At 58.5% G+C, this 12,583-nt stretch carries 12 protein-coding genes and 1 pseudogene; 1 reads left to right on the top strand and 12 read right to left on the bottom strand.

Going from position 1 to position 12,583, the window contains the following annotated elements:
- Nucleotides 1-20: 20 nt before the first annotated feature.
- The 5 genes from IPP88_12510 to IPP88_12490 form a co-directional block, all read right to left on the bottom strand.
- Complete coding sequence (locus IPP88_12510) at nucleotides 21-437, bottom strand: histidine phosphatase family protein (GenBank protein ID MBL0123510.1); 417 nt, start codon at nucleotides 435-437, stop codon at nucleotides 21-23.
- Between the two features lie 72 nt (nucleotides 438-509).
- Nucleotides 510-1,145: a hypothetical protein gene (locus tag IPP88_12505; protein ID MBL0123509.1), complete on the bottom strand. Its 636-nt coding sequence runs from the start codon at nucleotides 1,143-1,145 to the stop codon at nucleotides 510-512.
- Between the two features lie 9 nt (nucleotides 1,146-1,154).
- Complete coding sequence (locus IPP88_12500) at nucleotides 1,155-1,355, bottom strand: hypothetical protein (protein ID MBL0123508.1); 201 nt, start codon at nucleotides 1,353-1,355, stop codon at nucleotides 1,155-1,157.
- A gap of 29 nt (nucleotides 1,356-1,384) precedes the next feature.
- Entirely contained in the window at nucleotides 1,385-1,726 is a 342-nt protein-coding gene (locus IPP88_12495) for an acyltransferase (GenBank protein MBL0123507.1), read from the bottom strand.
- Nucleotides 1,727-1,799: 73 nt separating this feature from the next.
- On the bottom strand, nucleotides 1,800-2,210 hold the full coding sequence (locus tag IPP88_12490) for a hypothetical protein (GenBank protein ID MBL0123506.1): 411 nt from the start codon (nucleotides 2,208-2,210) through the stop codon (nucleotides 1,800-1,802).
- A 262-nt stretch (nucleotides 2,211-2,472) separates the two neighbouring features.
- On the opposite strand from IPP88_12490, the gene pap reads away from it, so the two are divergent.
- Nucleotides 2,473-3,948 (top strand): polyphosphate:AMP phosphotransferase, encoded by a 1,476-nt coding sequence (gene pap / locus IPP88_12485; protein MBL0123505.1) that lies wholly within the window; start codon nucleotides 2,473-2,475, stop codon nucleotides 3,946-3,948.
- A 95-nt stretch (nucleotides 3,949-4,043) separates the two neighbouring features.
- Here pap and IPP88_12480 read toward each other — a convergent pair whose 3' ends face one another.
- From IPP88_12480 to IPP88_12450, 7 genes and pseudogenes are all read right to left on the bottom strand, one after another.
- Nucleotides 4,044-4,433 carry a diguanylate cyclase gene (locus IPP88_12480; GenBank protein ID MBL0123504.1) on the bottom strand — a complete coding sequence of 130 codons (390 nt, stop codon included), beginning with the start codon at nucleotides 4,431-4,433 and terminating at the stop codon, nucleotides 4,044-4,046.
- A 557-nt stretch (nucleotides 4,434-4,990) separates the two neighbouring features.
- On the bottom strand, nucleotides 4,991-7,033 hold the full coding sequence (locus IPP88_12475) for a S9 family peptidase (protein MBL0123503.1): 2,043 nt from the start codon (nucleotides 7,031-7,033) through the stop codon (nucleotides 4,991-4,993).
- A 130-nt stretch (nucleotides 7,034-7,163) separates the two neighbouring features.
- Nucleotides 7,164-7,547, bottom strand: a complete 384-nt coding sequence (locus IPP88_12470; protein ID MBL0123502.1) for a DUF302 domain-containing protein — start codon at nucleotides 7,545-7,547, stop codon at nucleotides 7,164-7,166.
- Between the two features lie 60 nt (nucleotides 7,548-7,607).
- Nucleotides 7,608-8,003 (bottom strand): thioredoxin, encoded by a 396-nt coding sequence (trxA, locus tag IPP88_12465; GenBank protein MBL0123501.1) that lies wholly within the window; start codon nucleotides 8,001-8,003, stop codon nucleotides 7,608-7,610.
- Between the two features lie 50 nt (nucleotides 8,004-8,053).
- Nucleotides 8,054-8,263 (bottom strand): DUF2892 domain-containing protein, encoded by a 210-nt coding sequence (locus tag IPP88_12460; GenBank protein ID MBL0123500.1) that lies wholly within the window; start codon nucleotides 8,261-8,263, stop codon nucleotides 8,054-8,056.
- A pseudogene (locus tag IPP88_12455) lies at nucleotides 8,260-11,485 on the bottom strand (efflux RND transporter permease subunit). The gene IPP88_12460 and the pseudogene IPP88_12455 overlap by 4 nt, the downstream one beginning before the upstream one ends.
- Before the next feature lie 11 nt (nucleotides 11,486-11,496).
- Nucleotides 11,497-12,534, bottom strand: a complete 1,038-nt coding sequence (locus tag IPP88_12450; protein ID MBL0123499.1) for an efflux RND transporter periplasmic adaptor subunit — start codon at nucleotides 12,532-12,534, stop codon at nucleotides 11,497-11,499.
- Nucleotides 12,535-12,583 lie beyond the last annotated feature (49 nt).

Genomic DNA, 12,583 nt, shown 5'->3' with positions numbered 1-12,583 from the left:
GGTGACGTATACGATTGAATTCAATATTTGAGACGCACGACAACGGGAGCCTTTATCCCCGGGACCAACACAAACAAGTTGTCGAATTCCGTCTCATCAATCTTTACCGGATTGCTGTGCCCCAAAGCCTTCAAGATTTCCGGCACGGTATTGCCGTGACCGACCACCAGCACAACCTCATCAGCGCCATACGCCGCAATTTTTTTCGCCAAGCCCGGCGTGTCAGCGGCGGGATGGACGATCGGCGTAACGTTCAGGGCACGTGCGACCGGCGCGGCATGCAGGATCGTGCGCTGATACTGGGTTGTGTAGATTCCCCTCACGCCAGACGCGGCCAGCATCCTCGCCAACCGGGCTGCGCGCTCTTGGCCAGCGACAGACAACGGCGGATCCTTGCTGTCGTCAAGTTTTTCGCCGTGGCGCACGACGTAAACCACTGGTTGGGCATACGCGACAGCGCCAAGCGCAATGCCAAGAAAAATTGCCAGGCAAACAATCCCTGTGCGCTTCTATTGCCTCCGTAAGTGTGATGACTTGGCGCTCAAAATCTGTCTCAATGCGCCGGCACAAAAACGTTTCATCCGCAGGAAATGTTTTTCAAACAGGTGCCATGAAATGAGTGCAGCGGTAAACGTCACAATAATGCCAGCGGTCACATATACCGTGTTCAACAATATTGAATGCGACGCATCGAAATTAAGCGCAACCACTAGCGGTCTGCCGACGTAGTCGTGCAGCGGCTTATGGAAGACGTACATCGCGTAACTGTATTTCCCGATGGCCCGCAGCGGTCGAAGGCGCAGTCCGGCACTCCACCCGGACGCGCCCGCCGCATCGGCGCCCGCAGCCGCGACGAGAAACAGCACAAATATCAGCGACACGATCGTATAACCGATCGTCTCGCCCACTAGCGTGCCGTTCCAGAAGCCTCGCGTCACGCCCAGTCCGAACAGCGTCATCATGATGGTCCAAAGCAGGAATCGTTTGTGCATCGCAATGAGCCGGTCTTTCCATGCCGGTATGCGAAAGGCCGCTGCCGCTGCTCCCCCGAGCGCCAGTGCATCCATCCGGCAAAACGCATTCAGATAAATCGCATCGTCCGATGTCCGGGTCCACGCAAGGACGTAGCGCAATAGAAGCCTCATCACCGCAACCTACAAGCAGAATCGAAAACATTGTTCGGGGCTGCGCGAACGAAACAGGAATGGCCACACAAAATAGAACTGCTCTTCAACCGCCAGCGACCAGAAGTGCGGGAATGCCTTGCTGTCCAATCCGAATATTGCCGACCAGTTTGAAAGATATGTCCACAGCCAGAACTGATTGGGTTGATCATGCGCGATCTTTGGCGGCACGGCTCCTATCGAAGGCAGGATAATAAAAGCTACCGCCAACACGGTGAAGTAGAGCGGAAAATACGTAGCGCACGCCGCGCGTAGAAGCCGGAATAATAATTCTTCGCACGCTGCGTATCGAGCAGGATGCCGGTGATCAGGAATCCACTCAACACAAAAAATAGCTGTAAGCCAGTCCAGCCGACGTTACTGATGCGGCCAACGACATAGGCAGCCAGACCCGGCTGCGGCTCAAACAAGTTCAACATGTGGACCAATACCAGCAGAATGGCCAGTCCGCGCAATCCGTCCAGCGCGGGAAAATGCGTCGGCAACGTCGGAGGAACCGATGCCGCCGGTTGCTGCGGCGCGTCCGCGGCTGGCGAAGTCACGATTGCGCCGTCAGTAAAGCGTGCGCGCCGGTTGCTTGGCGCAATGCGCTATGCATTCCTGTGCGCGCAATATTTACGCATCGCTTTCCGCTTGCTCAATAGCCAGTTTCATCGCCTGGGAGATAACGGTGCCCACTGGTTTGGCGACAAAACGCCCGGAACCGCGCACCTGTGCGAGACACTCTCCTTGCAACACGGCCACGCCAAAGGCCGGCAGTGATTTGTCGCGTGCGACGCCACGAAGCGTTTCCGCGAGCTGTGTCCCTGCTTCAAGGCCCGATGCGTTTCCCGGGTAGAAAGCCACAAATGAGTCAGCATTCATGAACTCAAAACCGATCGGATGCGCGGAGACAATCTTGCCTCGAAGTGCAAATGCGTCATCGGGCTGCAACCCTTCCCTGGCTGTCGCGTAGACGACCGTCAATTGCAGCCACGGCGAGGGGTATCCCTTCTTGTTGCCGCCAAACAATCCAAACAGTGCCATATGCCTATTAATCCACTTATTCTGACCGCGCGTTTTGATCTCGACCGGCTTTACCAGTCTAGAACGACAACCACGTGCAGATTGTAGTGGATATCATCGACGTGTCGCAGCATGACGACTTCATCACGATTTGGACAGTGGCCGTTGACGTGCACGGAATGCGCAATCGCTGACACAAATCAACGTTGCTGCGCGAAATCCGCGGGACACTCGAAAATTATCTGATGCCGTTTTCCCAATTCGTACAACTAGGAGGTGCCGCGTGTTTGAATCCGCCGAAATCGGCCACAAGCTGAAGAAATCCGAGTTCGAGAAGGAGGAGCCCAAGCTCCGCCGCGCCCTGCTCGATGCGCAATACCGCTTGCTCGATAAAAGCAAATTCCCCGTGATCATCCTGGTCAACGGCGTGGACGGCGCGGGCAAGGGCGAGACCGTCAATCTGTTCAACGAGTGGATGGACCCTCGGCACATTCATACCCATGCGTTTGGCGCTTCCACCGACGCTGAGCTCGCCCGCCCCGAGATGTGGCGCTTCTGGACATCGCTGCCGCCGAAGGGGCGCATCGGCATTTTGTTCGGTTCGTGGTACACGGACCCCATTCTGCAGCGTGTCATGGAAAGCGAAGGCCGCGCGGAATTCCAGCAGCGCCTGGCGCGGATTCGCGATCACGAGCGCATGCTGGTGGCGGAAGGCGCGTTGATCGTGAAGCTGTGGTTTCATCTATCCCAGAATGCGCAAAAGGCACGCCTCAAGTTGCTGTCGGAAAAAAAGAAAACCGCCTGGCGCGTGACCAGGGATGACTGGCAACATTTCAAACACTACGACGAATTCGTCAAGGTCTGCGAACTGGCGCTGCGCGAAACCTCCACGGGCGGAGCGCCATGGAACATCATCGAAGGCACCAATCACGCGTATCGTTCACTGACCGCCGGACGCATGCTGCTGGATGCGATGGAAGGCAGACTGAAGGGGCCCGCCAAGGTGATTGCAGCGACCGAACCGCTGCCGCAACCGAGCATCGACAGACTCGACGTGCTCAATACCGCCGATTACTCGCGCAAGCTCGAACACGCCAATTATCAAAAACAGCTCGACAAACTGCAGGGCGAGCTGAACCTCCTCACCCGCCACAAAAAAATGCGCGACCGCTCCATCGTCATGGTGTTTGAAGGCATGGACGCAGCCGGCAAAGGCAGTACCATTCGCCGCATCACACGGGCGATGGATGCGCGCTTTTATCACATCGTGCCAATCGCGGCGCCGAGCGACGAAGAGCGCGTACAGCCGTATCTGTGGCGATTCTGGCGGCACGTTCCGCCACATGGCCACGCGGTCATCTTTGATCGTTCATGGTATGGCCGGGTGCTGGTGGAGCGGGTTGAGAAATTCTGCCGCGATGAAGACTGGCAGCGCGCCTATCACGAGATCAACGAATTTGAAGAGCAGCTCGCCGACGGCGGCGCCATCGTCGCCAAATTCTGGCTGGCCATCAGCCAGGCCGAGCAGCTCAAGCGCTTCAAGGAGCGCGCCAAGACGCCCCACAAGCAATTCAAGATCACCGAAGAGGATTGGCGCAACCGCAAGAAATGGCCCGCCTACGAACGCGCCGTGGCTGACATGATCGATCGCACGTCCACGGACATCGCGAAGTGGAACGTCATCGCCTCAGACGATAAGCCGTGGGCGCGGGTGGAGACGTTGAAGCGACTGGTTGAGACGATTGAAGAGAAGCTTTAGCGGCTCATTGCAAACCCATGCACTGGCGCGGGTCTCGGGGCATTATTGGCCGGAAAACCGCGCCAAATGGCGATCTTGGCAAATTTCAGCCGCAATCAGGCCTCGTGCCCGGCGAAATTCAGCTCGATCCCGTTGCCTGCCGGATCCAGCAGGAATAATTGCACCTGTCCTGTCATCGGCACCACCGCTGTCTTGAATGCCACCCCGCAATGCGCAAGATGCGCTTCCGTCTCCCGTCGCCCGGTGCAGCTGAACGCGGCGTGGTCGAAGGTATTCGTTACACCGGACGCGCGGTTTTCGCCCGGTCGGGTCTCGGATAAATGCAAGATGGCCTGGTCACCCGCATAGAGCCAGTAGCCAAAGGAATTAAACGGCGGACGAGTGCCCTCTTTCAGGCCGACAACATCACAATAAAACGCGCGCAAGGCGTCAAGTAAATCGCGCGGGGCGCGGAGGTTGTAGTGGTTCAGGGAGGTGACGGGCATGGTGATTAAGTAGTCATTGTCAACATTGTTGCCGCATTGGTAGCCCGGAAGCAGCGAAGCGTATTCCGGGAATTTTCTAATTGCGAAGGTCCGACCCTGATTGCATTTCATTTCAGCCGGGCTACGCTTGCAATCAACTGCATTGTGCAAGTCCCAGGCCGACTATTGATAAAAACGCCATAGCCAATTGCGCAAGATTCGCGCATATCGCTCCGACCTTCATGAGAATCATCAACCACGACGATCTAGGTACAAAAAGTGCTCGTCCACCAAGAATCATTCCTAGCATCGGCAAGCCAAAAAGCAGAAATGTCAGCGGAAATGCAGTATGGCAAATATCGAGACGATAGTGGAACAGAGCGCTGAACAGCATGGCGCACAGCACCGAACCCGCGAGGTAAAGACAATTCCTATCGCAATCCATTGAAGTTATTTCCCTGATCCAAAATACATTGCTGACCTTAAGGCATCTGAACAGTCGGCCCAGGACTTTTTCGCGCCCACCTAGGCATTTGATATCTTAGGGTTAGGCAATGTGATGTGAGAATTGCTCGCGGTCAGGACGGTTTCTTCTTCGTCGCGCCAATTCCAATGTACCTCTCCAACCACGCAAAATACTCCCTGTACCAAAGCCGCGAATTCTGCGGCTTCAGTATCCAGTGGTTTTCATCCGGAAAAAACACCAAGCGTGCCGGCACATTCAGCGTCTTTAGCGTGCTGTAATACATCAGCCCCTGCGCATCCGGCACGCGATAATCAAGCGCGCCGTGGATCACAAGCGTTGGCGTCTTCATATATTTGGTGAACGTCAGCGGATTCTGAGAGCCGTACTTGACCGGATCATCCCAGTACGTCGATTTCAGCGCGTGCTTGAACCAGTAGCCGGCGTCGCCCGCGTACATCGATGCCCAGTCGAAACAGCCGGCGTGACAGACATACGCTTTGTAGCGATCGCCACCCTTCTTCGCCCCGTTCCTGCCGTTCATCCACGCCACCATCTTGCCGCCGTAGCTGCCGCCGGTCGCGGCCATGCGGTCGGCATCAATGTAACCCTGAGTCAGCATGAAATCGGTGCCGGCTTCGATGTCGGCGTGTTCCTTGGTGCCCCAGGTGCCGTTGTTGGCTTCGGTGAACTGGTTTCCCCAGCCTTGCGAGCCGTGGTAATTCACGCATACCACCACCTGGCCTGCCGCGGCGAAGACGTGGTTGTTCCAGCGGAAATGGAAGTTGTCGCCCCAGTTGGCGTGCGGCCCGCCGTGGATGTTGTGCACCAGCGGCCATTTCTTCTTCGCGTCGAAATCCGGCGGATAGATAGCCCACATTTGCACTGGTTCGTTGTTCCATCCCCTGATCGTGAATTCCCTGACCTCGCCGAGCTTGAACTTTGCCATCAAGTGATCGTTGAATGTTTCGATGCCGCGCGCATGGGTTCCGTCCGCATGGGCGGCGAAAACTTTCGGCGCGGATGACATGTTGTTGCGCACGAACGTCAGCGTGCCGGCCTTGATGTCGAACTCACTGACGGTACCGCCTTGTGCGACGTTGGTGGGTTTCTTCGCATCGGCGGCGAGCTGCCAGACACTGAGGCGGGCATGTTCGTCGGCCGTGAAGTAAATGCTGCCGCCATCGGGCGCCCATTTCAGCGGGGCATTCACGTATCGATCCCAGTCGGACCAGCGCGTGAGTTTTCCGCTCTTGCGGTCGATGCGTGCAACCTTGGCGTCGTCATCCACCGAGCGCCGGTAGTTGCACATCAGCAGCGCAATCGATTTCCCGTCCGGCGAATATGCCGGGTTGTAGTGCGAAAATTTCGACGCACCGGTCAAGGATTTCGCCTTGCCGGATCTGATGTCCATTTCGACGATGTGGTGATCCTGATCGCCGCGCCGATCCGGATTCGGATTGAAGCAAAAGGCAATGTGTCTGCCATCGGGCGAAATATCGTAGTCCGCGGCGCTGGTGTCAAATACCGGCAACTCGTATTGGCCGCCGGCAAACAGGTTGCGGCATTTACCGGTTTTCACATCCACCACATGCAACTGCGGCACACGTCCATCGGAAACCCAGTGATCCCAGTAGCGAAACGCCGTGTGATCGACCACGTGCGCCTTGACCTTGTCGTCCTTCTTTTCCTTGAGCCGTTTCGCCTGTTCCTTCTCGCTTTTCAGATCTGGCCACACGTTTGAGACAAACGCGAGCTTGCTGCCATCCGCGAACCATTTTATTGCTGAGACGCCGGCGGCGATATGGGTGAGCCGGCGCGCTTCGCCGCCATCGGGTGCGATCAGGTAAATCTGCGGCTCTTCGTCGGTCGCTGGTCCTTCACCGCGCTTGGCCACGAAGGCGATTGATGAACCATCCGGCGACCACTGTGGCTGGCCATCTTTCTCGCCGCATTGGGTGAGTTCCCGCGCCTCGCCGCCGAAAGTCGAGAGCAGCCACAAGTGCGCGCTGCCCTTGTTCTCCTCCATGTCGTATTTCGTGACGGCCACGCAGACCTGTGAGCCATCGGGCGAAAGCGTCGGCGACGACGGGCGCTGGACTTTCCACAGATCGTCTGCGGTGAGGCGTTTGTTTTTCTTCGACATGGTGGCGGTCACGCGTTGAGGGAAAAGTGGATTCTACGCGTTCCCTGCGTTTCAAACGCAAACACCAGCACCGGCGAGGCGTTCCGGGCATTTTGCCGCTGCGAGGCGCGCCAGTGCTGGCGTTTATAATGTGCAGCCTGGTTTACTTCGCCTCGTCAACCATCCGAATGGTGGATGCCTCGACTTCTTTCGCCACTTGCAGCAGGACTGGATCCGTCGACAGCGCGGCCAGCATTTCGACCGGCTTGATGAGGCCGATCATGGTTTTGCCTTTCTGCGTGAATACGGAAATGCGGCAAGGCAATGCCATGTTAAGGCGCATATCCGAAGCCAGCACTTTCGCCGCCTGCGCGGGATTGCAGACTTCAAAGACGCGGCACTGTTCATCGAAGGCCATGCCCTTGCTGCGCAAGGTGTTGCCCAGATCGTGGATATGCATGACGCCAAAACCATGCTTCTTTACGGCGGCATCCAGGTCTGTCGCGGCTTGTTCAAACGGTTTATTGGTTTCAACGGTGTAATACATGGGGCAACCTTTCGAGGAAGAAATTTTTTTTGCGCGGCGGGACTCACGCCGGAAAGCAGCCTAGGCGACTCGTTGCTGAGTGTGACGCTTGACCCACGCAACCAAGTCGCGTGCGGCCACTACGCCCGATAGCCGGTCGACTTCCCGGCCATTCTGGAACAGGACCAGCGTGGGTATGCTGCGAATGCCGTATTGTCCACTCGCGACCGGTGATGCATCGGAATCGACTTTGACGAAGCGCACCTCGGGCAACTGCGAAGCCGCACTCGCAAATTGCGGCGCCATCGTTTTGCAGGGGCCGCACCACGCCGCCCAGAAATCCACCAGCACGGGCAATTCGGTGTTGGCAATAAATCCGGGCAAGCTTGCATCGTTCAGCGCCACCGGTTCCGGTGCCATCAGCGGCAATTTGCAGCGGCCACAGACCGGGCCGCCCATCAGGCGTTCATCGGGCACGCGGTTGGTGGTGCCGCATCCAGGGCAAACGAGATGCGTGATTGACTCCCTTAGCAGCCAGGCTCGACGCCGGCTTTGCGCAGAATGGTTTCCATCAGGCACCACTTGGTGAGCCCACTCTGCAACAGGTTGGCGCCGACGAAGGCGGTAAACGCGAGCCACCATTGGTTCAAAAAGATCGGGCTGCCAGGAATGCCCAGCGCCAGCGACAGCAGGATGAAGAGGCCGGCAACAACGCGAACAATTCGCCAAGTGGTCATGATGTTTCTCCTTCAGGATTGATGATTGCGAGCGCGCCCAACCGTTTCCGGTAAGCAATGAAGTACAACAATGGAATCACCACCAATGTCAGTATGGTGGAGACGAATATGCCGAATATCAAGGAGATCGCGAGCCCGTTGAATATGGGATCGTCAAGGATGAAAAAAGCACCCAGCATCGCGGCAACGCCGGTCAGCAGGATCGGCTGCGCGCGGGTGATGGCGGACTGCACCACGGCCTCCTTGAACGGCATGCCATCACGCACCTGCAGGTTGATGAAGTCCACCAGCAGGATGGAATTGCGGACGATGATGCCCGCGAGCGCGATCATGCCGATCATGCTGGTCGCCGTGTATGGTGCGCCGAGCAAGGCATGTCCGGGCATCACACCGACAATCGTCAGCGGTATCGGCGCCATGATGATGAGCGGCGTGAGATACGAGCCAAATTGCGCAACCACCAGCAGATAGATCAGGATCAGGCCTACCGCATAGGCGGCACCCATGTCGCGAAACGTTTCATAGGTGATCTGCCATTCGCCATCCCACTTCACCGCGTAGTCGCGATAAGCATCGTCCGGCTGGCGGATGAAGTACTCAGTCATCGCGCCGCCGCCGGGCGTGGTGAGCGCACTGATCTCGGATCGCATCGCGAACATGCCATAAAGCGGGCTATCCACCTTGCCGGCCATGTCGCCGACGACGTAATTCACCGGATGCAGGTCCTTGTGATAAACCGGCTGTTCGCGCAATGTGTCACTGACGGTGACCAGCTCGCGAATCGGCACCAGCTTGCCGGCGGCCGTCCGCACCGAGAGTTGCAGCAGCGACGCCAATTCGCCGTGCCGTTCAGGCGGCAACTGGATGGTCGCGGCTACCGGGTACTTGCTGCCGTCGTGCAGGTAGGTGGTCGCGTCGCCCGCCAGTCCGGCGCGAAGTGTTTCCACAACCTGTTGTTGCGTTACGCCAAGTAGCCCGGCCTTTCGACGATCCACCAGCAACATGGTACGCGGGGCAACGGCAATACTGCTGTCGTCCACATCGACCACACCCGTGGTCTTTTCGAAAATGGCACGCACCTGCTTGGCGACGGCGCGACGGCCTTCCGCTTCCGGGCCATAAACTTCCGCCACGATCGGCGCCAACACTGGCGGGCCGGGTGGGACTTCCACGACTTTTACATTTGCGCCAAAACGCTTGCCAATTTCCTGCAACGCCGGACGCACCCGCGTGGCGATAGCGTGGCTCTGCTCGCTGCGATCGTGCTTGTCGACGAGGTTGACTTGCATTTCACCGACTTCGCCCCCGGCACGCAAATAATATTGGCGCACCAGTCCGTTGAAATTGATCGGTGCGGCCGTGCCTGCATACGCCTGGTAATTCACCACTTCCGGCACGGTACAGTTCGCGCAATACCGCAGCCGTTTTTTCCAGCGGCGTGCCGGCAGGCATGTCCACCATCACGGAAAATTCAGATTTGTTGTCGAGTGGCAGCATTTTCAAGCGCACCAGGCCGACCGCGGGCAAGAGCAGCGAGAGCGCAATCAGCGCCAGTACGCCGAAACCCAACAGGCGACGCGCACGCGGGCCGCGTTCATCGTCGAGCAGCGGCGTGAAAACACGCTTGAAAATGGGCGTGAGTTTGCGAGTCAATGGTGAAACCGGGTGCAGTTGACCGGCGCCGGCATGAGAATCTACGGCCTTCATCCACAGGCGCGAGAGCCATGGCGTCACCACAAATGCAATGATGAGCGACAACAGCATACCCATGCTGGCATTGATTGGGATCGGGCTCATGTATGGTCCCATCAACCCGGACACAAACGCCATCGGCAGCAACGCGGCGATCACCGTGAACGTCGCGAGGATAGTCGGACCGCCCACTTCATCGACCGCACCCGGTATGAGCGCCGCCAATGATTTCTCCGGAAACAATTGCTGGTGGCGATGAATATTCTCCACCACGACGATGGCGTCATCGACCAGGATACCAATCGAAAAAATCAGGGCGAACAGCGATACGCGATTCAGTGTGAAGCCCCACGCCCACGACGCAAAAAGCGTTGCCGCGAGCGTGAGGATCACCGCCGTACCGACAATCGCGGCCTCGCGGCGGCCGAGCGCGATGAACACCAGTGCCACCACCGAGGCGGTGGCGAACAGTAGTTTCTGGATCAGTTTTTTTGCCTTGTCGTTGGCGGTGGTGCCGTAGTTCCGCGTCTCCGAAACCTGGACGTCGGCCGGGATGACGGTATTCTTCAGCAACTCCACGCGGCGCATCACGGCATCGGAAACGTCGATTGCATTCTCACCCGGCTTCTTGGTGACGGCGATCGTGATCGCGGGATATTCGGCGCTGTCCTTGCCCGCAGTGCCATGCCAGACATGGTGACTCGCCGGTGGCGCGCCATCGCGCACAGCCGCGACATCGCGCAGGAAAACCGGCTTGCCGCCGCGTACCCCAATCACCAGATCGGCGAGATCTTCCGCTTTTTCGAAGAATGGTCCGGATTCGATGGCCACGGCGCGATTGCCCGACAGCAGGTCGCCAACTGGCGTGCCGGCATTGGCGGATTGCAATGCGCCTCGCAGGTCGGCAACGGTAACGCCGCTGCCCGACATGCGGGCAGGGTCGATCTCGATCATGATGGCGCGGCCAGGCCCGCCAATGGTATGCACCTCCCGCGTGCCGGCGACGCGCTTCAGATCGATCTCGACGCTGTGCGCCACCCGCTCGATGTCGAACGCGCTCGCGGTTTTGCTGAACAGCGTCAACGCGACGATAGGCACGTCGTCAATGCCTTTCGGCTTGATCAGCGGATCGAGCACGCCAAGCCCTTTCGGCAACCAGTCGGCGTTGCCATTGACCGTGTCGTACAGGCGCACCAGCGCATCGATGCGTGGCACGCCGACTTTGTACTGCACGGTGATAATGGCCATTCCCGGGCGCGAAACTGACATCACATGTTCGGTACCAGATATTTGCGAGAGCACCTGTTCGGCCGGCGCGGCAACCATCTGCTCGACGTCACGAACCGAGGCGCCGGGAAACGGGATGAGCACGTTTGCCATGGTCACATTGATTTGCGGCTCTTCTTCGCGGGGCGTAACAAATACGGCAAAGGCGCCAAGCAGCAGCGCTGTCAGCGCAAGGAGCGGCGTGATTTGCGCCCTGAGAAACGCGGCGGCGGTACGTCCGGACAAACCAAGCGGGGTTTTCATGGCATTCAACATCAACGTACGCGTGCCGCAGCCTGCGGATCCGTCGCCAGGCGTTCACCGGCGGAAATCCCGCTCAATACTTCCACCGACTCTTCGGCAACGCGGCCCAGGCGAACCTGACGCAGCATCGGTTTTCCGGCGGCGTCGAGGACATAAACTCCGGTCATTTCGGCGCGGCGGACAATGGCTGTCGTCGGCACGAATACGCGCCCAGCCTGGACGCTGGCAGCGGATTGCGATGGCAGCCATGCGCGGGCAAACATACCGGGGGCCACGTTGGAGGTTTCTGCCGGCAGGTCGAGTCGAATCTGCAAGGTATGGGTGTTAGGGTCCGCGGTCGGCAGCACCGTAACGCGCGTTGGCGTGATCCAGTTTGGCGCGCCGGTCGCACTCGGCAATTCAATCCTGGCACCTTGCGGTGCTGCGTGTGACAAATTTGCCGTTTGTGGAATCGTCGCGGTGACTCGCAACGATGAAGGATCATAGAGGGTCAGTATTGGACGTCCTGGCAGGGCCATGTCACCTAACACGACTGGAACATCGGCGATGATGCCGCCATAGGGCGCACGCAGGATGAAGAAATCCGATTGCGAACGCGCCGCACCCGCTTGGGCAATTTGTGCGGTCACCTGGGAGGCGGCTGCCTTGTAAACGGCCTCCGCTTGGTCGAGTGCAGCCTGGCTGATGAAGCCTTTCTGCAGCAGCTGTTTCTGCCGTTCGAAGTCCTTTGATGCGACATCAAGTGTCGCGCGCGCGGCCTGCACTTGGGCCTGGCTGGCCGATGCTGACTGTTCAGCGGCGCGTGCATCGACCCGCGCCAGCAATTGCCCGGCCTTGACAATATCGCCAGCCTTTACCCGTAACTCAACGATGGCGCCTGCTACCTGTGCAGCCAGAACCGTCTGGCGCACGGCTTCCACGACGCCATCGTGGCCGCTGACGTCGGCCCTGGTGGCGGCACGCGCTTCGATGCTGGACAGCTTGGCTTGCGTTTCACTGGCAGAAGGCTGGGCGATCGGCTGCGACTGCGCTTGAGCAGGGGCACTCATTTGGCCAAGCGCCACGAGAATCAGTGCAAACAGCGGTTTTTTCGGCATG

This window comes from Betaproteobacteria bacterium, assembly GCA_016720925.1.
Classification (GTDB): domain Bacteria; phylum Pseudomonadota; class Gammaproteobacteria; order Burkholderiales; family Usitatibacteraceae; genus UKL13-2.
The sequence above is the reverse complement of the archived record's forward strand: the minus strand, read 5'-3'. Positions and strand labels throughout refer to the sequence as shown.

Bases quoted from the DNA above. Each gene is read 5' to 3' on its own strand.
- IPP88_12505 (MBL0123509.1), bottom strand. From the start codon at position 1,145: ATGAGGCTTCTATTGCGCTACGTCCTTGCGTGGACCCGGACATCGGAC.
- IPP88_12490 (MBL0123506.1), bottom strand. From the start codon at position 2,210: ATGGCACTGTTTGGATTGTTTGGCGGCAACAAGAAGGGATACCCCTCG.
- IPP88_12480 (MBL0123504.1), bottom strand. From the start codon at position 4,433: ATGCCCGTCACCTCCCTGAACCACTACAACCTCCGCGCCCCGCGCGAT.
- IPP88_12470 (MBL0123502.1), bottom strand. From the start codon at position 7,547: ATGTATTACACCGTTGAAACCAATAAACCGTTTGAACAAGCCGCGACA.
- IPP88_12460 (MBL0123500.1), bottom strand. From the start codon at position 8,263: ATGACCACTTGGCGAATTGTTCGCGTTGTTGCCGGCCTCTTCATCCTG.
- IPP88_12450 (MBL0123499.1), bottom strand. From the start codon at position 12,534: ATGAGTGCCCCTGCTCAAGCGCAGTCGCAGCCGATCGCCCAGCCTTCT.